Origin of the sequence: Pseudomonas sp. App30 (genome assembly GCF_047947025.1) — a bacterium.
Classification (GTDB): Bacteria; Pseudomonadota; Gammaproteobacteria; order Pseudomonadales; family Pseudomonadaceae; genus Aquipseudomonas.
Map to the genome: position 1 here is coordinate 94,626 of NZ_CP133165.1, position 23,070 is coordinate 117,695.

The following is a 23,070-nucleotide window of genomic DNA, read 5'->3' on the forward strand; positions in this document are numbered from 1 at the left end:
TTTTGAAAGCCTGTGCGCGGCCCTGCCCTCTACAGTGGGGGAAACCCAGGAGGACTGCCCCATGCTCACGCTGACCCGCCACGATATCGAAGCCGCCGCCCGCCAGGTCTACCCGGTGATGCCCGCCACCGCCCAGTACGCCTGGCCGCTGCTGGCCCAGCGGCTGGGTTGCGAGGTGTGGGTGAAGCACGAGAACCACACGCCCACCGGCGCCTTCAAGGTGCGCGGCGGCATCACCTTCATGCACTGGCTCAAGCAGGCCCATCCCGACACCGCCGGCATCGTCACCGCCACCCGCGGCAACCACGGCCAGAGCCTGGCGCTGGCGGCCCGGGTGGCCGGGCTGCGGGCGCTGATCGTGGTGCCGTTCGGCAATTCGCTGGAGAAGAACAGCGCCATGCGTGCCTTCGGTGGCGAGCTGGTGGAATACGGCCGCGACTTCGACGAGGCCCGCGAGGAAGCGGCGCGCCTGGCCCAGCGCGAAGGCCTGTTCCTGGTGCCGCCGTTCCACGGCGAACTGGTGAAGGGCGTGGCCACTTACGCCCTGGAGCTGTTCAACGCAGTGCCGGACCTGCACACCCTGTATGTGCCGGTGGGCTGCGGCTCGGGCATCTGCGCGGTCATCGCCGCCCGTGACGCGCTGGGGTTGAACACCCGAGTGGTGGGGGTGGTGGCCAGCGAAGCGGCGGCGGCCAAGCGCTCCTTCGACAGCGGCACCGTCCAGGAGACGGCCACCGCCAACACCTTCGCCGACGGCCTGGCCGTGCGCAAGCCCATCGCCGAGGCGTTCGCGATGTACGCGGCGGGTGCAGAACGCTTCGTTGCCGTCACCGAGCAACAGCTCGCCGACGCCGTGAACGTCTACTACACCGACACCCACAACCTCGCCGAAGGCGCCGGCGCCGCGGCCCTGGCTGCGCTGATGCAGGAACGCGAGGCAATGCAAGGCAAACGCGTGGCAGTATCCTCTCCGGCGGCAACATAGACAGATCAGTCTATATAAACCTCGTAGCAGCTGCCGAAGGCGGCGTCCCGCGCTAGACATGACGCAACATTGACGCTGGACGCGCCTGCCGCCACCCTGTAGCAGCGGCCAAAGGCCGCGTCCATTGACCCACCGCAATGTACGCGGACGCGGCCTGACGGCCGCTGCTACAGGGAGTGATACCAATGATCCGCCCAGCCTTGGTCACCGATGCGACCACCCTCTGCACCGCCGAACGCGACACCGCGCGCACCCCAGGGCTGTTGGTCTCACACCCCCACGAACTGCAGCCCGAAGCCTTTGCCCGCAAGATTGCCGCGCTGGCAGGCAATGGCCTGTACCTGGTGGCCGAGCGCGACGGCCGGGTGGTCGGCCATGCATTGCTTGAACCCCTGGGCCTGGAAGCCCTGGCCCATGTGATGAGCTTGACCATCGTCGTGCACCCAGGGCATACCGGCCGGGGCATTGGCGCCCAGCTCATGACCCACTTGTTGGAATGGGCGGCAGCCCACCCCGGGGTGCTCAAGGTGGAACTGCGCGTTCGCGAAACCAACCACCGGGCCATCGCGCTGTACCAACGCTTCGGTTTTGTCGAGGAGGGGCGCTTGCAGCAACGTATTCGCTTGCCCGATGGCACTTTCATCGCCGACATCACCATGGCCTGGTTCGCCCCGGCGTCATGAACTCACTGGCCTTCGGCTACCATCGACCGCTACTCTCAAGGGTGAAACACTCGGGGTTTGAAGGGGAAGAAGAGCACGCCGTGAATATCCAATGGAAAGGGCTGCGGCCGATCCAGGGCGAGGTGGTCGTTGTCGAGGATGACCCCACCTTGCGGCAGTTGATGGTGGACATCGTCGTCGAACTGGGGGCTTCGTGCATCGCCTTCGACAACGCCGAGGACGCCTTGGTGCACATGCTCAGCCCCGTGGCGAACTGTGGGCTGGTGATTGCCGATCACGGCGTGCCTGGCAGCATCAAGGGCATGGAGCTGGCTGCCATGGTGCAGCAGAAATGGCCGGGCACCGGCTTTGTGTTGACCTCGGGCTATTTGCTCGACGTCTCCGGCTTGCCGCCGCCGTTGGTCTACCTGCTCAAGCCCTGGTCCATCGATGCGCTGGTAGTGGCCATCGCCCAGACCTTGCAGCCAGGCGTTGCCATTCACAAGGTCGGCTGACGACCCACTGTTACACATTTCTGGCAATACAAGCAGCCTGGCGACCTTGGCCATTTGGCAGTAAGTTATATGCCAATTGGCAAGATTGCAGGAGGCACCATGAACGCCGCAGCCAGCGACAACACCGGGCACAAGCCCGAGCCCCGGAAAACCAAGCGCCGCCCACCTATCGAAACCCGCGAGCAGGCTGCCGTCTATGGCCTTGGTGAAACGGTGGAAGGCCCCTTGGTGGATTACCTGCTGAAGGGCAGGGGCGACGACCGCATGGCGGTCTACCACGCGGTGCAGGCGGGCTTCCCCCTGGCGGACGTGCTGCGCATGGTCAACACCAGCGAGGCCTTCCGGCGCGGTGGCGTGCTGGCGAAGATCATCGGCGCCTCGGATCGCACCCTGGCGCGCCGCCTGCAGGAGCCGGCCCGGGCGTTATCCGCCGAGCAGAGCACGCGGGCCTTGTACTACGCCGAAATCATGGAAAAGGCCACCGACGTGCTGGGCTCGCGTGCGCTGGCCGAGCAGTGGCTGGTGCAGCCGGCGCGGGGCCTGGACGGCGAAGCGCCGCTGGGCCTCATCGCCAACGCGGTAGGCGTTGAACTGGTGAACGACTTCCTCACCCGCATGGACTACGGAGTGTATTGATGCCCAGGCATCCACTGAGCGGTGAAATACACTTCTGGCGGCTGGACGCCGCCCGGCACGCCCCTGGCTGGCGCACCGGGCTGGGCGCCGAACGCGGCGGCGGGCGCTGGAACCCCAAGGGCCTGGCCACGGTATACGCCAGCCTCGACCCGGCCACGGCCATTCTCGAGGTGGCGGTGCACAAGGGCTTCGCGGCGCTGGACAGCAAGGCCCACGTGCTCACCCAGGTGCGGGTGCTGGATGCCTCGGCCGTGCATGTGCTCGAACCCCACGCCATGCCCAACCCCAACTGGCTGGTGCCGGGCACGCCCAGCCGCAGCCAGCAGCAGTTCGGCGCGCAACTGCTGGGCCAGCATCCGTTCGTGGTGGTGCCGTCCAGCGTGTCCCGGCACAGCTGGAACCTGCTGATGAACCCTGCGCTGGCCGCCGGCCTGCACGAAGTCGTGTTGCAGGAACCCTTCGCCCTGGACGGGCGCCTTGACCCTGCCGAACGTTGCTGAGGCCCTGAATGAAAATCACCGCAGGCACCCCTGCCGATGAGCTGGAACTACCCTTCACCCCACCCTTCGACTGGGCGCGCATGCTGCGCTTCTTCGGCGGCCGTTCCACCGGTGGCGTCGAGACCGTGGACGGCGACCGTTATATCCGCACCCTGCATTGGCAAGGCGCGCCAGGGCTGCTCACGGTGCGCAAGGACCCCACGCGCCCCTGCCTGATCGCCAGGGTGGAAGGCGAAGCCAGCCGTTTCCTGGCGGACATGGCGCCCAGGTTTGGCCACCTGTTCGACCTGCACACCAATCCGCAGCACCTGCGCGAGGCGTTCGACCGCGACCCCGGGCTGCGCCGCCTGGTCGCCCAGGCGCCGGGCCTGCGTATTCCCGGGGCCTGGTCGGGCTTTGAACTGGTGGTGCGCACCATTGTTGGCCAGCAGGTCAGCGTCAAGGCGGCCACCACCATCGTCGGGCGCCTGGTGCAGCGCGCCGGTGCGCCGGCCCAGGCGCCGTTCCACCCCGACACGGCCTGGCTGTTCCCCACGCCGGCGGCCCTGGCGGACGCCAACCTGGAGAAGATCGGCATGCCCGGCAAGCGCGTGGAGACCCTGCAGGCGTTTGCCCGTGCGGTGGCGGAGGGGGTGCTGGATATCGATGCGGAGACGCCGGACGTTCCGGCCCTGCGCAAGGGCCTGCTGGCCATGAAGGGCATTGGCCCCTGGACGGTGGAATACGTGGCCATGCGCGCCTGGCGCGACGCCGATGCCTGGCCCGGCACCGACCTGGTGCTGATGCAGGCCATTGCCCGCCGCGAGGCGCCGCTTGACACCGAGACCTGGCGGCCGTGGCGGGCGTATGCGGCGATGCACCTGTGGAACGAGATCGCCGATAGCGCGGGGATGGCCAAGGGTGGGTAGCATCCTTGGCATCGCGTGATACCAGACGCAGCCTGCGGCAGCTGCTACGCGAATCCATCTGTAGCAGCGGCCGCAAGGCCGCGTCCGAACGCGCCGCCTACAACCAGCCCTTCACCTGCGCGCACACCGCACTCGTGGATATGCCATAACGGTCATGCAAGGTCGGCAGCGCCCCCGCGTCCAGGAACGCGTCGGGCAGGGCGATCTGCCGGAACGTCGGGGTCACACCATTGCGCATCAACAACCCGGCCACGGCTTCGCCCAGGCCACCGACAATCGAATGGTTCTCGGCTGTCACCACCAGCCTGCCTGGCTTGCGCGCCTCGGCCAGAATCGTCTGCGCGTCCAGCGGCTTGATGGTGGGCACGTGCAGCACCGCCACGTCGATGCCGTCGGCGCGCAGCTGTTCGGCCGCCTCCAGGGTGCGCATGGTCATCAACCCGGTGCTGATCATCAGCACGTCGTTGCCGGTGCGCAGGGTCTTGGCCTTGCCGATCTCGAACGTATAGCCGTACTCATCCAGCACCAGCGGCACGTTGCCGCGCAGCAGGCGCATGTACACCGGGCCCTGATGGGCGGCGATGGCCGGCACGGCCTGTTCGATCTCCAAGGCGTCGCAGGGGTCGATCACCATCAGGTTGGGCATGGCCCGGAAGATCGCCAGGTCGTCGGTGGCCTGGTGGCTGGGGCCGTAGCCGGTGGTCAGGCCGGGCAGGGCGCAGACGATCTTGACGTTGAGGTTCTCCTCGGCAATGGCCATGCAGATGAAGTCATAGGCCCGGCGCGCGGCAAACACCGCGTAGGTGGTGGCGAACGGCACGAAGCCTTCGCGGGCCATGCCGGCCGCGGCGCTCATCAGCAGCTGCTCGGCCATGCCCATCTGGTAGAAGCGCTGGGGGTGGGCCTTGGCGAAGACGTGCAGGTCGGTGTACTTGGACAGGTCGGCCGACAAGCCGACGATGTCGGCGCGCTGCTCGGCCAGCGCCGCCAGGGCGTGGCCAAACGGCGCCGGGCGCACCGGCTGGCCCTCGGCGGCAATGGAGGCGATCATCGCCGAGGTGGTCAGGCGCTTCTTGCCCGCTGGGGTCTGGTTGATGCTGTTCATTTGCTGCTCCCGTGCTCGAGGGTGTCCAGGGCCACTTGCCATTCGTGTTCGTCGACGCGGATGAAATGGGTTTTCTCGCGCTGTTCCAGGAAGCTCACGCCCTTGCCCATCCGGGTGTCGCAGATGATCACCCGCGGCTGCGCGCCCGTATGGCTGCGGGCGGTGTCGAAGGCCTGCACCAGGGCGTCGAGGTCGTTGCCGTCGACGCGCTGCACGAACCAGCCGAACGCCTGCCAGCGGTCGACGATGGGCTCGAAGGCGAGGATCTCGCTGCTGTGGCCGTCGGCCTGCTGGTTGTTGACGTCGATGATGGCGATCAGGTTGTCGAGCTTGCGGTGCGAGGCCGACATCGCCGCCTCCCAGGTCGAGCCCTCGTTCAGCTCGCCGTCGGACAGCAGGTTGTAGACGAACGAAGCCGACTGCTTGCGCTTGAGCCCCAGGCAGGCCCCCACCGCGATGCCCAGGCCGTGGCCCAGCGAGCCGCCGGTGATTTCCATGCCGGGGGTGTAGGCGGCCATGCCCGACATGGGCAGGCGGCTGTCGTCGCAGCCGTAGGTTTCCAGCTCATCCAGGGGAATGACCTGCGCCTCGATCAGCGCGGCGTACAGGGCAATGGCGTAGTGGCCGATGGACAGGTAGAAGCGGTCGCGTTGCTCCCAGTGCGGATCGTGGGGCTGGTAGCGCAGGGCGTGGAAGTAGGCCACGGCCAGCAGGTCGGCGGCGCCCAGGGCCTGGCCCACGTAGCCCTGGCCCTGCACCTGGCCCATGCGCAGGGCGTGCTGGCGAATGTTGTACGCGCGTTGTGCCAGGGGCACGCTGGACGGGTGTGCGGAAGTAGCTGTCATGATCAAGACTCCATGGTTTCAACGGTTGACCGAAGCGGCCGGAATGCGCAGCACCAGCCAGGCGCCCAGGCACAGCACGGCGGTGATCAGGTACATGCCGATGGCGCTGGACCCGGTACGGGTGGTGACCCAGCCGATCAGGTAGGGCGAGCAGAAGCCGGCCAGGTTGGCGAAGCTGTTGATGCCGGCGATACCGGCCGCCGCCGACACGCCGCCCAGCAGGGTGGTAGGCAGCATCCAGAACAGCGAGGACGCGCTCAGCACCCCGGCGGCCGCCAGGCACAGGCTGAGCACCGACAGCAGCAGGTTGCTGCCCAGCAGCGCCGCCAGCGCCAGGCCCACGGCGCCGGCCAGCATCGGCACTATCAGGTGCCAGCGCCGCTCGCCCTGGCGGTCGCTGCTGCGGCCCATCAGCAGCATGGCGGCGATGGCGCACAGGTAGGGCAGGCTGGTCATCAGGCCGATGTGCAGCGGGTCGGCGACCCCGGCGTTACGGATCAGGGTGGGCAGCCAGAACGTCAGGGCGTACTGGCCCATGACCACGCAGAAGTAGATGCCGGCCAGCAGCCACAGGCGCCTGTCGCGCAGGAACGCGCCCACCGAGGCATGGCTGACCTTGCGGCTGTTGTCCTCGGCCAGCTCCTGGCGCACCAGCTCCTTTTCGTCGTCGCGCAGCCAGGTGGCCTGGGCCACGCCGTCCTTCAGGCAGGTCAGCACCAGCAGCCCGACCACCACGGTGGGGACGGCCTCGATGACGAACAGCCACTGCCAGCCGGCCCAGCCATGCACGCCGGCGAATTTGGCCATGATCAGCCCCGACAGCGGCCCGCCGAGCATGCCCGACAACGGAATGGCCACGAACCACAGCACGGTCATGCGCGCCCGCCGGTACGAGGGGAACCAGTAGGTCATGTACAGCAGCAGCCCCGGCGCCAGGCCGGCCTCGGCGATGCCCAACAGGAAACGCAGGCCATAGAACTGCCAGGCGGTCTCGACGAAGGCGAACAGGGCGGAGATGACGCCCCACGAAATCATGATGCGCGCAATCCAGCGGCGCGCACCCACGCGGTGGAGGATGAGGTTGCTGGGTACCTCGCAGAGGAAATAGCCGATGAAGAACATGCCGGCGCCCAGGCCGTAGACCGCCTCGCTCAAGGCCAGGTCGTTCATCATCTGCAGTTTGGCGAAGCCGACGTTGACCCGGTCAAGGTAGGCGCACAGGTAGCACAGCATCAGGAACGGCATCAGCCGCCACGCCGTCTTGCGATAGGCGTTGGAGCGCACGGACACCACCGCGTCGAGCGATAGAGTGGTCATGATGGTCTGTTCTCTTGTTGTTATAAGAACAACGCTGGCACCAGGGCCAGCGTGGGTGGCTCAATGAATGAGCATGCCGCCGTTCACGTCCAGGGTGATGCCCGTCAGGTAGGAAGACAGGTCGCTGGCCAGGAACAGTGCGGCGTTGGCCACGTCCTGCGCCTGGCCCAGGCGGCCCAGGGGGATGCCGTCGAGGATGGCCTGGCGGCGCTCGTCCTGCAGCAGGCCGCCGGTGATGTCGGTGTGGATCAGCCCGGGGGCGATGGAATTGACGCGCACCTTGTCCGGGCCCAGCTCCCGCGCCATGGCCCGGGCCAGGCCCAGCACGCCGGCCTTGGCGGCGCTGTAGTGCGGGCCGCCGAAGATGCCGCCGCCGCGCTGGGCCGACACCGAGGACATGCAGACGATGCTGCCCGCGCCCTGGCGGCGCATCGCCGGAATCACCGCCTGGGACATCAGCAGGGTGCCGCGCAGGCTCACGTCCAGCACCTTGTCGTAGTCGCTGCCGCGAATGTCCAGGGTCTTCAGCGGCTGGGTGATGCCGGCGTTGTTGACCAGCACGTCGATGCGCCCGAACTGCTCCAGCACCTGGCCCACGGCCTGGCTGACCTGGCCTTCATCGGCGACGTTGGCGGCCAGGCCCAGGTGGCCTTCGCCCAGGGTGGCGGCGGCGTCGCGGGCAGCGGCGGCGTCCAGGTCAAGGATCACCACCCGCGCGCCCTGGGCGGCGAAGGTGGTGGCGGTGGCGCGGCCGATGCCACGGGCGGAGGCGGCGCCGGTGATGATGACAACCTTGTCTTTGAGCAACATGTGCAGTCCCTCTGATTGTTGTTATGGGTCGGTTGTGCTCAACCGATGACTCAGCTTGTGCCGGGCGGCGGCCCTGAGCAATGCGCTAAACATCATCGGTGGCTGAAAAAAATTCAGCACTCGCGGCCAGCGGTGCTTGAATGAAGCCATCAATAACAAGACCCACGCGCAAGGATTCGCCATGTCCCCGGTCATGCCGCCACTGCCACCCCTGAAAGCAATTCAGGCCTTCGAACAGACCGCGCGCTTCGGCAGCGTGGCCAGGGCCGCCGAGGTGCTGGACCTGACGCCCTCGGCGGTCAGCCACCAGCTGGCCAACCTGGAAGCCTTGATCGGCCGCCAGCTGTTTACCCGTGGCGCCCGTGGCGTGCACCTGACACCCGTGGGCGAGCAGTACCTCAAGGAGGTCTCCGGCATTCTGCAGACCCTGGCGGTGGCCACCGAGCGGGCGGCCAGCGACGTCAGCATCGACTGCCTGCGCCTGCATGCCTCGCCCAGCTTCGGCCTGCTGTGGCTGATGCCGCGCCTGGAGGCGTTCCGCCAGAGCCACCCGGACATCCAGATCAACCTGTCGTGCTCCTACGAGGCGCTGCATTTCAGCCGCGACAAGATCGACGTCGACATTCGCCACGGCCGGCCCGCCTGGCCCAGCTACGAGGTGCGCACCGTGCGCGACGAGTCGGTGGCGGTGCTGGCGGCGCCGGCGCTGCTGGCCCGCCACCCGGTGCGGCAGGCCGCCGACCTGCTGGGCAGCGACCTGATCCTGTCGGCCTCGACCTTGCTGACCTGGCCCGAATGGTTCGCCCAGCACGGCCTGGCGCTGCCGGAGAAGCCTTATGCGCTGAGCTTCGACCGCTCGTACATGACCCTGGAGGCGGCCAGCCTGGGCCTGGGCTTTGCCTTGGAAAGCACCTTGCTGGCGCAGAAATACCTGGCCTCGGGGGCGTTGGTGGCGGTGACGCCGGCGTCACTCAGCGCGCCGGTGGCGGCCCATCACCTGGTGTTTCCGCGCGCACACTCCAGCTTTCCGCGGGTGCGGCGCTTCCTGGCGTGGATGGAGCAGGAGCTGGGGCACGCGTTTGCGTATTGAAGTGCCGACGAAACACTGTTGATGCATCCAGTGGTTGCGGTTATTCTGCGCGGAGAACATTTGTACTCCACCCCGTTGGTGCCCCATGCTCATGACAAACGACCTCGTAGACGCCACTGGTTTCGAACCCTTTCCGTCCCACCTGGAATTGCTGGAACATCAATGCACGCTGCTGGCCAACGAGCTGGATGAAACCAATGCCGAACTGCGGGCATGCCGCCAGCGCATCGCTGCGCTGGTGACCATGCACGGCAGCGACAGCAACGAGATTGCCCGGCTCAAGGCCGAGCTGGCGCGGGTGAAGGGCTAGGCGTCAGGCCGCCTGGGCGCGGGCCGCACGTACTTTCAGGCGGATGCCTTCCAGGTACTGGGCTTCAAGGTCATTGGCCAGGGGGCCGAGGATGGGGTTGTGTTTAAACCCGGCCAGCAAGGTGGCGATCAGGTGGGAGACGGTGGCGTTGGCAGCGTCGACGCTGGCGGGCTGCAGTGGGTCGAACGTCAGGTTCTCCATGGCCACGTCCAGGCGCTTGAGCACCGGTTCGGCTTGCTGAATTTGCTGGCGAAGCGCGTCTAGAGACGATTCCATGGTCACTCCCTGTGTCAGTGGTCAGCTGTCTTCAAACTGTCATATAGCAGTCATCTGCGCCATGGTAAGCCTTGTATATTTCACTAATGTGACACGGATCAACGTAGCAGCGGCCGCAGGCCGCGTCAGGGTTTCAGCGAGCCTTCAGCGCCGGCAAATACGCCGGGCTGTCGGAGATGCTGTTGTGGTCGCAGGCCGGGATGAACTGCAGCGTCGCCACGCCCGGGGCGAAATGCACGTACAGCCGCTCGGTGCTGGCCCGCGGCACCAAGCTGTCGTCGGCGGCCGCCACCAGGCGGGTAGGGGCGCTGACCTGGGGGGCGTAGCGCCATGAGTCGAAGCGGTCCTTGAGCATCCACTGCACCGGGAACAGCGCGAAGCGCTGGCTGGCCAGCTCCGCCAGGCTGTTGAACGGCGTCACCAGCACCAATCGCGCCACCGGCCGCTGGCTGGCCAGGTACACCGCCACGGCGCTGCCCAGGCTGCGGCCGATCACCGTCACGTGGGGGTGGCTGGCGGCAACCAGGTCATACAGCGCCAACGCATCGGCCTGCAACGCGGCCTGGGTGGGCGAGCCGCCGCTGCCGCCGAAGCCGCGGTAATGCAGCAGGTACAGCGCCTGGTCGGCGAAAGTTGCCGAGAAGTCGGCGAGGTTCAGCGACACGTCCTCGGCGTTGCCACCCAGGTACAGCACCGCGTCAGGCCCGTCATGGGGGCGCACCGAGGCTTGCAGGCGCACGCCGTCCACCGTGAACGCCATGAGCGAGGCCGGCGTATCGCCCTCGTTGGGCTGCGGGTGATAAATCAGCGCCCGCTGGAACACCAGCAACGCCGCGCACAGCGCCAAGTAGAGCAGCACGCCGCCGAACACAATACCCCCGAACAAGCGAAACCCTCTACGCAGCACCATGCAACACCCCCAACCTTCCCCCACTTACCGTAGCAGCTGCCGCAGGCGGCGTCCGGCTACAAACGCGGTCCGCCTGGCACCCCGCAGCGCCCGGGACGCGGCCATCGGCCGCTGCTACATCCTGTGGGAGCTGGCTTGCCAGCGAGCTGTTGGGGCCATAAAAGCTCGCTGGCAAGCCAGCTCCCACAAGACAGTTGCTGCTACGTCTGCTCGCGGTATTGGCTGGGCGACAGCCCGGTGTGCTTGCGGAAGAAGCGGCTGAAGTACGCCACGTCGTTGAACCCCAACCCATGGCCGATGGCCTTGATGCTCAGGCTGGAATAGGCCAGCTCGCGGCGCGCTTCCAGCACCAGCCGGGCGTTGATCAGCGCCATGGGCGGCATGCCCAGGTGCTCCTGGCACAGGCGCCCCAGGGTCACCAGGGTCATGCCCAGCTCCCGGGCATAGGCCTGCAGCGGCCGGTGCTGGCGGAAGTGCATGTCGACCAGTTCGCGAAACCGCACCATCTGCTGCGAGCGCCGCGACGCCGGCGCCTCGTCCACGCCCTGCGGGCAGCGGCCGTGGCGCAGCACCTGCACCAGCAGGCCCAGCAGCAGGCCCATGCTGCAGGCCACGTGGTCGCTGGCGCGGTTGTGGTACTCATCGCGCAGGCTGGTGAACAGGGGCAGCAGCGGGTCGGCTGCGGCGGGCCAGGTGGGCAGGTCCACCACCTGTGCCTGCAGCAGCCGTGCCGCCAGCGGCGCCGACACGGCGTCGGCCATGGCCTGCAGCAGGGTCTGCACGGCCGTGATCACCTGGCCCTCCACCGCGCCGTCCCAGCTGAAGCCATGCACGATAGGCGCCGGCACGATGATCGCGCAGGGCGCCTGCACGCGCAGCACCTGGCCGTCGAAACGCAGTTGGCCGCTGCCGTGTTGCAGGTACAGCAGCTGCAACAGGCCTTCATGGCGGTGGGGGGCGATCTCCCAGTGGTGCGCGCCGGAGCGCAGGGAAATTGATTCGACGTGCAGCGCGTCATGCCAGATCGGCTGCATGCGCTCGCCGTACAGGGCGTAGTTGGGAATGGCGGCCATGGTGTCAGGTGTTGTTGTTATGGGCACCGCTACTGTGCCACAGCGTCGTGGCGGGCGGCGTAGTTTGATCGGCATGTGCCGGCCTTTGCAGGTTTTGTCCATTCAAGCCCGGTGGGCGCCAGGCCTACCCTGTGGCCTGTGGAAGCGCCGCCTGTCGCGGCGCCCGTTGGAGAAAACCATGCACAACAAGAACAATGACTGGCTCAACCTGGCCTCACGCGTCTGCGTGGTCACCGGCGCCGCCGGTGGCATTGGCGCCATAGTGGCCCGCGAACTGGCCGCCCAGGGCGCCACCCTGGTGCTGCTGGACCTTGACCTGGACACCTGCCACTCCCTGGCCGCCACCCTGGGCGGCGCGGCCAGCGCCCTGGCCTGCGACATCAGCGATGCCGCCAGCGTGCGCCAGGCCGCCGCCCAGGTGCTGGCCAGCCATGGCCGTTGCGACGTGCTGGTCAACAACGCCAGCGTGATGCGCCCCGGCCGCCTGGAAGACATCAGCCTGGCACACTGGAACCAGGTGCTGGCGGTGAACCTCAGCGGCTACCTGCTGTGCGCCCAGGCGTTCGGCCAGCCGATGCTGGCCCAAGGCAGCGGCAGCATCATCCATGTCGCGTCCATTGCCGCCCACGCGCCGCAACCCTGGAGCGGCGCCTACAGCACCGCCAAGGCGGGGGTGAGCATGCTGTCGCGCCAGCTGGCGGTAGAGTGGGGCGCGCGCGGCGTGCGCAGCAACGCGGTGTGCCCGGGGCTGATCCGCACGCCGCTGTCGGCGGCCTTCTACGCCGACCCGCAGGTGGAACAGCAGCGCAGCGCCATGACCGCCAGCCGGCGCATCGGCGAACCCCAGGACATTGCCGACGCCGTGCTGTTCCTGGCCAGCCAGCGCGCCAGCTACATCAACGGCGCCGAACTGCTGGTGGACGGCGGCTTCGAAAGCATGCCCATGGCCCTGTTGCCACGCCCAGGCTTCGAAGGGGCACGGCCATGAACCGGACCTGCGACGTAGTGGTGGTAGGCGCCGGGGCAGGGGGGCTGAGCACCGCCATTACGGCGAAGAAGGCCGGCCTGGACGTGGTGGTCATCGAGAAGGCCGACTGCTTCGGCGGCACCACGGCGTTCTCCGGCGGCGTGCTGTGGATACCCAACAACCGCCTGGGCAAGGCCCAGCAGGCCAACGACAGCCTGGCGCTGGCGCGCACTTACCTGCGCGACCAGGCCGGGGCCTTTTATGACGACGCGGCCATCGAGGCTTTCCTGGCGCACGGCCCGCAGATGGTCGATTTCTTCCAGCGCGAGACCGCCGTGCAGTTCGTCCCCACCCTGTACCCCGACTACCATCCCGACGCCCCGGGCGGCGTCGACGTGGGCCGCTCGATCCTCGCCGCGCCGTTCGATATCCGCCAGCTGGGCGCCGACATGGCGCGCCTGCGCCCACCGCTCAAGACCATCACCTTCATCGGCATGATGTTCAATTCGTCCAACGCCGACCTCAAGCACTTCTTCAACGCCACGCGCTCGCTGACCTCGTTCGTCTACGTGGCCCGGCGCCTGGCCACCCACCTCAAGGAGATGTTGCTGTACCGCCGCGGCACCCAGGTCACCAGCGGCAACGCCCTGGCCGCGCGGTTGGCCAAGTCGGCGTTGGACCTGGGCATTCCGATTCTCACCGGCACTGCGGCGCGGCAGTTGCTCAAGGACCAGGGCCGCATCACCGGCCTGCTCGCCACCAGCGCCCAGGGCGAATGCCGCCTGCACGCGCGCCGCGCGGTGGTGCTGGCCGGCGGCGGCTTCTCCCACGACCGCCAGCGGCTGCGCGAGGCCTACCCCCACGTCAAGCGCGGCGGCGAGCACTTCTCGCCGGTGCCCGACAGCAACACCGGCGACGGCGCGCGCCTGGCCGAAGCCGTGGGCGGGCGCGTGGACATTCGCCTGCAAGCCGCCGCCGCGTGGATGCCGGTGTCGAAGGTGCCGATGGGCAAGGGCCGCTTTACCGCCTTCCCGCACCTGCTGGACCGCTACAAGCCCGGGGTGATCGGCGTGGACGCCAGCGGCCAGCGCTTCACCAACGAGGCCAACAGCTACCACGACGTCGGCGAGGCGATGATCGCCAACGACGCCGCACGCAGCGACACGGCCATGTGGCTGGTGTGCGACGCGAAAACGCTGGGCAAGTACGGCCTGGGCTACGCCAAGCCATCGCCCATGCCCCTGGGCAAGCTGATTCGCCAGGGCTACCTGTTCAAGGGCCGCACCCTGGCGCAGTTGGCCGCAAAGGCCGGCATCGACGCCGAGGGCCTGGCGCGCACCGTCGCCAGCTACAACCGAGGCGCCGCCCAAGGCCGCGACGAAGCGTTCGGCCGTGGCAGCACCACGTTCAACCGCTACCTGGCCGACCCGCAGCAACGCCCCAACCCCTGCGTGGCGCCCATTGGCGACGGGCCCTATTACGCGGTGAAAACCCTGATGGGCGACCTGGGTACCTTCGACGGCCTGCGTACCAGCGTGGTGGGCGAGGTGCTGGACGCCAGCGACCGGCCCATCGAAGGCCTGTACGCGGTGGGCAACGACCGCGCCAGCATCATGGGCGGCAACTACCCCGGCGCCGGCATCACCCTGGGGCCGATCATGACCTTCGGCTACATCACCGGGCGGCACCTGGCGGGGGTGTTGCAGCAACAGGCAGAGGAGCAGCCAGCATGATCGTCGACCATCGCGTCTATACCATCGTGCCGCGGGGCATGCCCGAGTTTCTGGAAGTGTTCGAGCGCCTGGCGATGCCGATCCTGCTGCGGCACCTGGGGCGGCCGTTGGCGTTCTACACCAGCAGCATCGGCCCGCTGAACCAGGTGGTGCACCTGTGGAGCTATGAGGATTTGGCCGATTTCGAGCGCCGCAGCCTGGCGCGTGACGGGGATGTGGGGTTTGCTGCCTATTTGCAGGCCACGCGGCACCTGGTGGTGGCGCAGGAAACGCGGATCATCCGGCCGGTGGCGTTTGCCTGCCTGAAGTGACGCGGCCTGCGGCCGCTGCTACAGGACCGCGTTTTCGTAGCAGCTGCCGCAGGCCGCGTCCTGGCCCTAAGCCGATTCCAACTGCCGAATCACCTCATGCAACCGCTCGTTGGCAGCCGCCTGCAAGGCCACGTCCGGCGCCTGGCGCACCGGCACGCTGGCCAGGTTGGTCCAGTGGCCGTTGTCGAAGAACCGGTAGCTGGCGTTGCCCTGGGCCCAGTCGCCGGCCAGCAGCGCCTGCAGGTGGAAGGTCTCGGCCAGCTCGCTGGTGCGGCCGCTGGGGTTGCCGTCCAGGTGCAGGCTGAGCTGGTTGACGCCGCCTGGTCCGAACGGCAGCTCGGCGAACTCGCCCCACAGGTCGGCGTGGAATTCGCGCACTGGGTGGGTGGGCTGGGTGATGCGGGCGCTGCCAAACACCTGGCGGGTCACCGTGTTGACCACCAGGTCCAGGGTCAGCTCCGGCGCACCCAGGATGGGTTTGCGCACGTTGAGGCGGGTATGAAACAGACCGATAGCGTTAGCCATGTCAGTGCTCCTTGCTCAGGCTTTGGCGGATTTGGCGGGTTTGCTGGCAGCCGCCTTGTTCTGGTCGATGGCGCTGTGCAAGGCCGCGCCCGCATGGTCGCCGGCCAGGCGCTTGAGCTGCACCAGGTCGCCGCCGGCAATGGCGGCTTCCACCGTGGCCTGGTGGAAGCGCGCGGCCTGGTCGACATGGCCGCGTTCGCGGATGCGCTGGGCGTCCACTTTCACCGGCACCTGCTCGACCGAATGCCACTGGCCGTTGACCTCATACGAGTAGCTGGCAACGCCCAGCTGCCAGTTCGGCTCCAGCACCAGCTGCGCCTTGAAGATGATCGGCGCCGTCGGCCCCTGGCCCGCCTTGCGGCCCTGCAGGGTCAGCAGGATGCGCGCATCGGTCGGTGGAATCAGGCCCAGGTAGGTGTAGTCGCCTGCGACCTGCACATGCAGGTCCAGCGGCGGGTTGATGGCCTGGGTCAGGGTGGCGGCGCCGGTCAGCACGCGGCGCGGGGTGTTCACCAGCAGGTCCAGCTGCAGCTGCTGGGCCCCAGGCTTGTGGGTGCCCACATCCAGGGAAACGGGGAAAAGCCCAACGACGGTGTGCAGAGTTGATTCAGACATTGTTGCCTCCAATGCAAGCAATGGTTAAGGATCAAGTTGCGTTAGTCACAAGGCAGACGGTGGGTGGAGCGCGAAGCCCGCAGGCACGAAACCGTTCGCCGTGGCGCCTGGCGTTTAGGTATTGGCCTAATGATTACGGGTTGTTCGGCTCCGCATCTTGGGGTGCAAGTCGTGCCACCTGCCCGGTGGCTTCCTCAGTTAAGCACCGGTTTTCAGGCGTGCAGATGAAATCGAATGGGTGCCGACAGGTGGTTGATTATTGCAGAAATAAGAATAACGTTATGCCCATTACGGTGGCCCGACGAGGGGTCAACGAAACCCCTGCCGCGGGTCCTTCAACCACCCTTGCAGCTCTATCTCCGCCTGTTCCAGCGCCGTGCGGTTGAGCAGTTTGCGCAGCAAAGCCACGTGCACCGCGCGGGCGCGCAGGTTGAAGGCCGGCTGGCTGTCGATGTCGTCATTGGGCTGGCGCACGCCCAGTTTTTCGTACAGCTGCTGCAGGCGGTTCTGCACGCTGCGCAGCGACAGGTTGCGGCGCTGGCCGATGATGCGGTCGGTGAGGCCCAGGGCAATGTCCTGCAGCACTTCGTACTCAGCGTCCGTCAGGCCCAGCACGTGGTTCTGGCTTTTCTGCTGCACGCCGCGCACTTCGCGGTCTATCACGCACTGCTGTTCGATGAACAGGCTGCGCAGCGCCAGGCGCAGGCGGTCCTCGGACGCAGTCTTGAGGATATAGCCGTAGGCGGCGCCCTCGGGGACGATGCGCGAGATGCCTCGCACGTAGGCTTCGTCGGCGTAGTTGGACCAGAACATGATCGAGGTTTCCGGGCGCTCGCGCCAGATCGAGCGGGCGGCCTCCACGCCGGTGCAGCGCGGCATCTGCAGGTCCATCACCACCGAGGTAATGGCGAACTCGCCGGCCAGGCGCTCGCCCACGTGGCCGTCCTCGGCCTCCATCAGCCGCGAGCATTCGGGCAGCGCCACCTCGATCACTTCCTTGAGGAAAGCACGGTGCACCGGGTCGTCTTCAATCAGCAGAATATCCATGGGGCAGGGCTCCTGTTCAGGCGTGGGCCGGCAGCGGCAGGCTGATTTTCACGCAGGTGCCCTTGCCATGCGGGCCCTTGCCGATGTGCACCTGGGCGCTGAGCAGTTGCGCCCGCACCTGCATGTTCTTCAACCCGCTGCTCTCCAGCGGGCCAGCGCCGTCCAGGCCCAGGCCGTCGTCGAGAATGGTCAGGTGCAGGTGGCTGTCGGTGGTGGTGATGTCCACGGCGATGGACTGCGGCGCAGCGTGCTTGATGGCGTTGTTCAGCGCCTCCTGGATGATGCGGAACAGGGCGATCTGCTGCGGTTCGGCCAGGCGGTTGGCGAGGCCATCGGTGCTGTCGCGCAGGTGGGTGGCGATGTCCAGGCCGCTGTTGCGCACGCTGCGCAGCAGCAGGTCTTCCAGGCCTTCCTCGAAGCCGAACAGCTGCAGCACCGTGGGCTTGACCGCGTCGATGATCGAGCGCAGCTCCTGCATGCTGTCCTGCAGCGCGCCGCCCAGCTGCGCCAGTTCCGCGCCGCCGGCGTTGCCCTGCAACTGCAGGCGGCCGATGCGCCGGTACAGGCGGGTCATGTCGGCCAGGGTCTGGTCGTGCAGGTCCATGCCGATGCGCTGGCGTTCGTTTTCCAGCTCTTCGGTGAGGCGCAGCACGCCCAGCCTCAGGCCCTCCTCGCGGGCGCGAATCTGCGCCTCGGCGATGGCCAGCTGCTTGGCCTGCTCGGTCTGGTGCAGGGCGTACAGGTAGGAGGCCAGCAGGTCCGCCACGTGCTGGGTGTGACGCACATCGTCGAGGGTGTAGAAATTGGCCGTGTGCATGGAGCAACTGAGCGCGCCGATGACCTCGCCGCGCGCCCGCAACGGCACGTGCAGGCGGCTGCGCAGGCGCGCGTCGAAGATCGGGTGGTTGATGGCGCCGGGAAACTGGAAGCGCGCATCGTTCATGGCGTCGTCGCTGAGAATATAGGTTTCGTCACCGCGCAGCAGCGCGCGGATCGGGCTCTGGGCGATGGGCAGCGGGTGGTTGGCGAAGTCGCCCCAGGCGGTGTGCACGCCGGTTTCGTAGGCGGACAGGTGGCTGTGGTTGTCCAGCAGCAGGCTCACGTCCAGGTGGTCGTGGGGCAGGATGTGGCGAATTTCCTCGGAAACGGCATCGATCATCGACTGGAAATCCAGGCGCCCGGCCAGGGCCCGGGAGATGCCAAGGAAGTGATGCAGCACGTTTTCGGCGGCAATGGGTGCGCGTGGCGCCATGGTGGTCGGCCTTTGTTGTTATGGGAAGCCTGGCCTGAGTATGACTGAAAGTGGCCTGCAGGCTTGCGCCAACCTTTTGCGGGATCCCGCAAGTAATGTGCGCGCAAAGGGTGTCAAGTATGCAGCAACGCCCCCGGACAGGCCCTGGCCGCCAGCGCAGACTGGGGGCGCAGTTTCAGTAAGACCGGCACGACCGAAGCCTTCGGCGGCCTGATGCCCACAAAAATAACAAGGGTAAAATCATGAAACGTCACCCGCTGCGCTCCGCGCTGCTGTCCACTGCATTGCTGATCACGCCGTTCATGTTCGCACAGGCCGCCACGGCCGATAAAACCATCGCCTTGTCCAACAACTACGCCGGCAACTCATGGCGCCAGGGCATGCTCGCCAGCTGGCAGCAGACCAGTGAACAGGCGGTCAAGGCCGGCACCATTGCCGGCGCGGACTCGTTCACCACCGGCGAGAACCAGGCCACCGAACAGGCCGCGCAAATCCAGAACCTGATCCTGCAGGGCTACAGCGCCATCGTCATCGACGCCGCGTCGCCCACCGCGCTCAACGGCGCGGTGAAGCAGGCCTGCGACGCCGGCATCATCGTCGTCTCGTTCGACGGCGTGGTCACCGAGCCCTGCGCCTACCGCATTTCCATGGACTTCAAGCAAAGCGGCCAGCAGGCCATGGACTACCTGGCCAAGCGCTTCCCGCAAGGCGCCAACGTACTGGAAGTGCGCGGCCTGGCCGGGGTGTCGGTGGACGAGCTGATTCATTCGGGCATCAGCGCCGGCGCCACCCAGTACCCGCAACTGAAGATCATCGGCTCGGTGAACGGCAACTGGTCGCAGACCGCCGCGCAGAAGGCCGTGGCCGGCATATTGCCCAGCCTGCCGAAGATCGATGCGGTAGTCACCCAGGGCGATGACGGCTTTGGCGTCGCCCAGGCGTTCAGCGCGGCCGGCCGCCCGGCGCCGGTGATCATCTTCGGCAACCGCGAGGAAGAGCTGTCGTGGTGGAAGAAACAGAAAGACGCCAACGGCTACGAGAGCTTCTCCATTTCCAGCGCCCCGAGCATCAGCAGCCTGGCGTTCTGGGTGGCCCAGCAGCTGCTGGATGGCAAACAGTTGCCCCATGACCTGCTGTCGCCGGCGCTGAGCGTTACCCAGGACACGCTGGAATCCTCGCTCAAGGGCGTGGAAAAAGGCGGCATCGTCAGCCAGGCCTACAGCGTCGGCGATGTCGCCAAGCTGACCAGCCCGACTGCCCGCTAAAGGAGACCTGCGATGCAAGCCAATCAAGCGGCCCTGGTCAGCCTGCAGGGCGTGGGCAAGACCTTCGGCGCGGTGCGCGCGCTGAGCAACGTGGACCTGCAGTTCCACCCCGGGGAGTGCCTGGGCCTGATTGGCCACAACGGCGCCGGCAAGAGCACCCTGATGCAAGTGCTGGCGGGCACCCTGGCGGCGGATGCCGGCGCCTTGCACATGGCCGGCCAGGACGTGCGCACCGGCTACTGCGTGCAGGTGGCCCGCGAGCACGGCATTCGCTGCGTGTTCCAGGAACTGTCGCTGTGCCCCAACCTGAGCGTGGCGGAAAACACCCGGCTGATGTGCCCCGGCCTGCGTGGTTTTGGCTGGCGGCGCAAGGCGGCGGCGTTGATCGGCGCCAGCCTGGACAGCATTTTCCCCGGCCATGGCATTGGCGCCGACGAGGTGGTGGCCGACCTGCCCATCGGTCAGCGGCAGATGGTGGAAATCGCCCGTGCCTTCTGCGTGGCGGGCGAGCACCTGGCGCTGGTGATCCTCGATGAGCCCACCTCGTCCCTGGACGCACGGGTGGCCGGGCAGTTGCTGGCCCACGTGCGTCGCTACGTGGCGGGCGGTGGCTGCGTGGTGCTGATCAGCCACATCCTCGGCGAGATGCTTGCCACCTGCGACCGTATCGCGGTGATGAGCGACGGCCAGGTGGTGGCGGTGCGTGCTGCCAGCGCCTTCGACCATGCCTCGCTGGTCGAGTGCATGGGCAGTGGCGCCAAGGCCCATGCCGGCGCGGGCGCTTTCGTGTCCAAGCGCGAGCAGGCCGTGGTGGTCAACCAGCGGCCGACGCGGCAAACCGATGGCCGCCACATAGCCGCCCATGCCGGCGAAATTGTCGGGCTGGCCGGCCTGGCCGGGCAGGGCCAAAGCCAGCTGCTGATCCAGGTGCTGCGCCAGCGCGTCGCCCAGGGCCTGCCGGTGGCCCTGGTGGCCGGCGACCGCCAGACCGATGGCGTATTCGCGCTGTGGTCGATTGCCCAGAACATCACCATCAGTTCGCTGGCGGCGCTCAAGCGCGGCGTGCTGCTGGACCCGCAGGCCGAGCAGGCCATGGCCGCCCACTGGCAGCAACGCATGGGCATTCGCACCCCCGACATGGCCAACCCGATCCTGTCACTGTCCGGCGGCAACCAGCAAAAGGCCCTGTTCGCGCGGGCGCTGGCGTCCGACAGTGCCCTGATCCTGATGGACGACCCCATGCGCGGCGTCGACGTAGGCACCAAGCGCGAGGTCTACGCCATCGTGCAGGAGGAGGCCGCGCGCGGCCGCACCTTCATCTGGTACACCACCGAGCTTGAAGAGCTGGACTATTGCGACCACATCTATGTGTTCCGCGACGGCCAGGTGGTGGCTGACTTCCCCCGTGATGAATTGAGCGAAGCGCAGGTGCTGCGCAGCTCGTTCCAGGAGGCCGTGGCATGAATGCGCCCCATCCCTTGCCCTTGAAAGGCCAAGCCGTGCAGGCGCAGGCAGCGCCCGCCGCCGTGAACCGCGCGCGGCTGTTGCGCAGCGCCTTGCCGGGGCTGTCGCTGGTGGTGCTGCTGGCCACCATTTTCATCATGCAGCCGCGGGCCATGAGCTACATGGGCATGAACCTGATGCTCAACCTGGCGGTGCCGATTGCCTTGGCCACCATCGCGCAGATGCTGATCATCACCGTCAACGACCTCGACCTGTCGCTGGGCAGCTTCATCAGTTTCGTCGCCTGCGTGGCCGCCACCTTGCTCAACCAGCATCCGCTGCTCGGTTGCCTGGCGCTGGTAGCCTGCGTGGTGGTGTATGCGTTGCTGGGGGCACTGGTGCATCTGCGCCAGTTGCCCGCCATTGTCGTCACCCTGGGCATGTCGTTCATCTGGGGCGGCGCGGCGGTGTTGCTGCTCCCTGCACCAGGTGGCAGCGCGCCGCAGTGGCTGCAGGCGCTGGTGAAGATCCGCACGCCACTGGTGCCGTTCGCCATCATCGTCTGCGCGGTGCTGGCGGTGGCGGTGCATGCCTTTTTGATGCGCTCCACCCTCGGCGTGGTGCTGCGCGGCGCCGGCGGCAACCCCCTGGCCATCGCCAAGGCCGGCTGGTCGCTGTTGCGCATCAAGGTCACGCTGTATGCGCTGGCGGGTAGCTTCGGCGTGCTGTCGGGCCTGTTCCTGGTGGGGCTGACCACCTCGGCCGACGCCAGCATGGCGCTGCGCTACACCTTGCTGTCCATAGCCGGGGTGATCCTGGGGGGCGGCGAGTTCGTCGGCGGCCGGGTGTCACCCATCGGCGCGGTAATGGGCGCGCTGACCCTGGTGCTGGCCGGCTCGCTGCTGTCGTTCATCCGCATTTCCCCCGATTGGCAGATCGGCGCCCAGGGCGCGATCCTGATCCTGGTGCTGGCCCTGCGCACCGCCGTCAACCGCCTGGAGGCTCGCCCGGTATGACTACCGCCACTGGTTTCAATCGGCTGCTGGGCAAACCCTGGCTGTGGGCATTCCTGGCCGCGCTGCTGGTGTGGCTCGCCACCCTGGTGTTCACCCGCGGCGAAGGCGCTGGCGCGCTGGTGTCGGGGGCGCTGAGCTTCTCGGCGTTCTTCGTGATCGTCGGCCTGGGGCAGATGTTCGTGATCACCACGGGGCCGGGCAACATCGACCTGTCGATACCGGCCAACATCGCCTTGAGCGGCGCCGTGGGCATGAAACTGATGGCCGGCCAGGACCTGAACATTGCCCTGGGCATCGCCGGGGTGCTGGCGCTGGGCGTGCTGGTGGGCTGTGGCAACTACGCGCTGATCCGCGTGCTGCGCATTCCGCCGATCATTGCCACGCTGTCGGCCAGCTTCCTCCTGCAATCGCTGGCCATCGCTTACGGGCGCAGCGTGCGCATCGCGCCGCCGGACGGCTTCTATCAATTCACCACCGGGCATGTGCTGGGCGTGCCGTACCTGGCGATTTTCGTGGTGCTGCTGGCGGTACTGGGCAGCTATCTGCTGACCCGTACCCGGTACGGGCGCTGGACCCTGGCCATCGGCCAGAACGCCCGCGCCGCCGAACTCGCCGGGGTGCGCGTGGAACGCGTGCGCTTTGCCACCTACGTGTTGAGCGCGGTGTTCGCCAGCCTGTGCGGGGTGCTGCTGGCGGGCTTTTCCGGCGGCGCGTCGCTGAGCATGGGCGATGAGTACCTGCTGGCCTCGATTGCCGTGGTGGTGATCGGGGGCACCTCGGTGGCCGGCGGTTTCTCCAACGTGCCGGGGCTGTGGGGCGCGGCGCTGTTCCTGTATTTGCTGGTGAGCATGCTCAACACCTTCGGCGCCAGCGCCGGGGTCCGCATGATTCTCACCGGCCTGATCATTATCGCGGTGATTGCCGCCGTCAGCGGCCGCAAGCGCGCCCTGTGAC

At 67.4% G+C, this 23,070-nt stretch carries 25 protein-coding genes and 1 pseudogene; 15 read left to right on the forward strand and 11 right to left on the reverse strand.

The features are described 5' to 3' along the window. The first annotated feature begins 61 nt into the window (after nucleotides 1-61). From RAM80_RS00400 to RAM80_RS00425, 6 genes and pseudogenes are all read left to right on the forward strand, one after another. Nucleotides 62-1,041: pseudogene (locus RAM80_RS00400) on the forward strand (threonine dehydratase). A gap of 129 nt (nucleotides 1,042-1,170) precedes the next feature. Beyond that, entirely contained in the window at nucleotides 1,171-1,668 is a 498-nt protein-coding gene (locus RAM80_RS00405; protein WP_416424255.1) for a GNAT family N-acetyltransferase, read from the forward strand. A gap of 80 nt (nucleotides 1,669-1,748) precedes the next feature. Then, entirely contained in the window at nucleotides 1,749-2,162 is a 414-nt protein-coding gene (locus tag RAM80_RS00410) for a response regulator (protein ID WP_416424256.1), read from the forward strand. A gap of 99 nt (nucleotides 2,163-2,261) precedes the next feature. Next, complete coding sequence (locus RAM80_RS00415) at nucleotides 2,262-2,798, forward strand: antitoxin Xre/MbcA/ParS toxin-binding domain-containing protein (protein WP_416424257.1); 537 nt, start codon at nucleotides 2,262-2,264, stop codon at nucleotides 2,796-2,798. Then, nucleotides 2,798-3,298, forward strand: coding sequence for an RES family NAD+ phosphorylase (locus RAM80_RS00420; RefSeq protein WP_416424258.1), 501 nt, complete (start codon nucleotides 2,798-2,800; stop codon nucleotides 3,296-3,298). The genes RAM80_RS00415 and RAM80_RS00420 overlap by 1 nt, the downstream gene beginning before the upstream one ends. Before the next feature lie 8 nt (nucleotides 3,299-3,306). Then, entirely contained in the window at nucleotides 3,307-4,206 is a 900-nt protein-coding gene (locus RAM80_RS00425) for a DNA-3-methyladenine glycosylase family protein (protein WP_416424259.1), read from the forward strand. 97 nt (nucleotides 4,207-4,303) lie between these two features. On the opposite strand, the gene RAM80_RS00430 is transcribed toward RAM80_RS00425, so the two are convergent. The 4 genes from RAM80_RS00430 to RAM80_RS00445 are packed head-to-tail and all read right to left on the reverse strand — an operon-like array spanning nucleotide 4,304 to nucleotide 8,283. Next, nucleotides 4,304-5,311, reverse strand: a complete 1,008-nt coding sequence (locus tag RAM80_RS00430; protein WP_416424260.1) for a transketolase family protein — start codon at nucleotides 5,309-5,311, stop codon at nucleotides 4,304-4,306. Continuing rightward, nucleotides 5,308-6,156: a transketolase gene (locus RAM80_RS00435; protein ID WP_416424261.1), complete on the reverse strand. Its 849-nt coding sequence runs from the start codon at nucleotides 6,154-6,156 to the stop codon at nucleotides 5,308-5,310. The genes RAM80_RS00430 and RAM80_RS00435 overlap by 4 nt, the downstream gene beginning before the upstream one ends. A gap of 18 nt (nucleotides 6,157-6,174) precedes the next feature. Next, a complete protein-coding gene (locus RAM80_RS00440) occupies nucleotides 6,175-7,473 on the reverse strand; it encodes an MFS transporter (protein ID WP_416424262.1) in 1,299 nt (432 codons plus the stop codon). Between the two features lie 60 nt (nucleotides 7,474-7,533). Then, the gene (locus tag RAM80_RS00445) at nucleotides 7,534-8,283 is read right to left on the reverse strand and encodes an SDR family NAD(P)-dependent oxidoreductase (RefSeq protein WP_416424263.1); all 750 of its coding nucleotides are present in this window, start codon (nucleotides 8,281-8,283) and stop codon (nucleotides 7,534-7,536) included. 181 nt (nucleotides 8,284-8,464) lie between these two features. Here RAM80_RS00445 and RAM80_RS00450 point away from each other — a divergent pair, with 181 nt between their 5' ends. Both RAM80_RS00450 and RAM80_RS00455 read left to right on the forward strand, forming a co-directional pair. After that, nucleotides 8,465-9,373: a LysR substrate-binding domain-containing protein gene (locus RAM80_RS00450; protein ID WP_416424264.1), complete on the forward strand. Its 909-nt coding sequence runs from the start codon at nucleotides 8,465-8,467 to the stop codon at nucleotides 9,371-9,373. Between the two features lie 91 nt (nucleotides 9,374-9,464). Beyond that, the gene (locus RAM80_RS00455) at nucleotides 9,465-9,683 is read left to right on the forward strand and encodes a hypothetical protein (protein ID WP_416424265.1); all 219 of its coding nucleotides are present in this window, start codon (nucleotides 9,465-9,467) and stop codon (nucleotides 9,681-9,683) included. Nucleotides 9,684-9,686: 3 nt separating this feature from the next. Here the strand turns inward: RAM80_RS00455 and RAM80_RS00460 are convergent, their stop codons facing one another. The 3 genes from RAM80_RS00460 to RAM80_RS00470 all read right to left on the reverse strand — a co-directional run bounded on the left by RAM80_RS00460 (nucleotide 9,687) and on the right by RAM80_RS00470 (nucleotide 11,942). After that, nucleotides 9,687-9,959 carry a hypothetical protein gene (locus RAM80_RS00460; protein ID WP_416424266.1) on the reverse strand — a complete coding sequence of 91 codons (273 nt, stop codon included), beginning with the start codon at nucleotides 9,957-9,959 and terminating at the stop codon, nucleotides 9,687-9,689. Between the two features lie 133 nt (nucleotides 9,960-10,092). Further along, nucleotides 10,093-10,869: an alpha/beta hydrolase gene (locus RAM80_RS00465; RefSeq protein WP_416424267.1), complete on the reverse strand. Its 777-nt coding sequence runs from the start codon at nucleotides 10,867-10,869 to the stop codon at nucleotides 10,093-10,095. A gap of 200 nt (nucleotides 10,870-11,069) precedes the next feature. After that, complete coding sequence (locus RAM80_RS00470; RefSeq protein WP_416424268.1) at nucleotides 11,070-11,942, reverse strand: helix-turn-helix domain-containing protein; 873 nt, start codon at nucleotides 11,940-11,942, stop codon at nucleotides 11,070-11,072. 178 nt (nucleotides 11,943-12,120) lie between these two features. On the opposite strand from RAM80_RS00470, the gene RAM80_RS00475 reads away from it, so the two are divergent. The 3 genes from RAM80_RS00475 to RAM80_RS00485 are packed head-to-tail and all read left to right on the forward strand — an operon-like array spanning nucleotide 12,121 to nucleotide 14,953. Continuing rightward, complete coding sequence (locus RAM80_RS00475; protein WP_416424269.1) at nucleotides 12,121-12,930, forward strand: SDR family NAD(P)-dependent oxidoreductase; 810 nt, start codon at nucleotides 12,121-12,123, stop codon at nucleotides 12,928-12,930. Then, on the forward strand, nucleotides 12,927-14,642 hold the full coding sequence (locus RAM80_RS00480) for an FAD-dependent oxidoreductase (RefSeq protein WP_416424270.1): 1,716 nt from the start codon (nucleotides 12,927-12,929) through the stop codon (nucleotides 14,640-14,642). Before RAM80_RS00475 ends, RAM80_RS00480 begins: the two co-directional genes overlap by 4 nt. Then, the gene (locus tag RAM80_RS00485) at nucleotides 14,639-14,953 is read left to right on the forward strand and encodes an NIPSNAP family protein (protein WP_416424271.1); all 315 of its coding nucleotides are present in this window, start codon (nucleotides 14,639-14,641) and stop codon (nucleotides 14,951-14,953) included. Before RAM80_RS00480 ends, RAM80_RS00485 begins: the two co-directional genes overlap by 4 nt. Before the next feature lie 66 nt (nucleotides 14,954-15,019). Here RAM80_RS00485 and RAM80_RS00490 read toward each other — a convergent pair whose 3' ends face one another. From RAM80_RS00490 to RAM80_RS00505, 4 genes are all read right to left on the reverse strand, one after another. Continuing rightward, nucleotides 15,020-15,478 (reverse strand): DUF1842 domain-containing protein, encoded by a 459-nt coding sequence (locus tag RAM80_RS00490; RefSeq protein WP_416424272.1) that lies wholly within the window; start codon nucleotides 15,476-15,478, stop codon nucleotides 15,020-15,022. A gap of 15 nt (nucleotides 15,479-15,493) precedes the next feature. Then, complete coding sequence (locus tag RAM80_RS00495; protein ID WP_416424273.1) at nucleotides 15,494-16,093, reverse strand: DUF1842 domain-containing protein; 600 nt, start codon at nucleotides 16,091-16,093, stop codon at nucleotides 15,494-15,496. Between the two features lie 309 nt (nucleotides 16,094-16,402). Further along, nucleotides 16,403-17,140, reverse strand: a complete 738-nt coding sequence (locus RAM80_RS00500) for a response regulator transcription factor (RefSeq protein ID WP_416424274.1) — start codon at nucleotides 17,138-17,140, stop codon at nucleotides 16,403-16,405. A 16-nt stretch (nucleotides 17,141-17,156) separates the two neighbouring features. After that, nucleotides 17,157-18,392 (reverse strand): ATP-binding protein, encoded by a 1,236-nt coding sequence (locus RAM80_RS00505; protein ID WP_416424275.1) that lies wholly within the window; start codon nucleotides 18,390-18,392, stop codon nucleotides 17,157-17,159. A 242-nt stretch (nucleotides 18,393-18,634) separates the two neighbouring features. Here RAM80_RS00505 and RAM80_RS00510 point away from each other — a divergent pair, with 242 nt between their 5' ends. From RAM80_RS00510 to RAM80_RS00525, 4 genes are read left to right on the forward strand one after another with little or no spacing between them, the layout of a single operon-like run. Further along, a complete protein-coding gene (locus RAM80_RS00510; protein ID WP_416424276.1) occupies nucleotides 18,635-19,657 on the forward strand; it encodes an ABC transporter substrate-binding protein in 1,023 nt (340 codons plus the stop codon). A gap of 12 nt (nucleotides 19,658-19,669) precedes the next feature. Further along, complete coding sequence (locus RAM80_RS00515; protein ID WP_416424277.1) at nucleotides 19,670-21,121, forward strand: sugar ABC transporter ATP-binding protein; 1,452 nt, start codon at nucleotides 19,670-19,672, stop codon at nucleotides 21,119-21,121. Continuing rightward, a complete protein-coding gene (locus RAM80_RS00520; RefSeq protein ID WP_416424278.1) occupies nucleotides 21,118-22,116 on the forward strand; it encodes an ABC transporter permease in 999 nt (332 codons plus the stop codon). Before RAM80_RS00515 ends, RAM80_RS00520 begins: the two co-directional genes overlap by 4 nt. After that, the gene (locus RAM80_RS00525; protein WP_416424279.1) at nucleotides 22,113-23,069 is read left to right on the forward strand and encodes an ABC transporter permease; all 957 of its coding nucleotides are present in this window, start codon (nucleotides 22,113-22,115) and stop codon (nucleotides 23,067-23,069) included. The genes RAM80_RS00520 and RAM80_RS00525 overlap by 4 nt, the downstream gene beginning before the upstream one ends. Nucleotide 23,070: the final 1 nt, after the last annotated feature.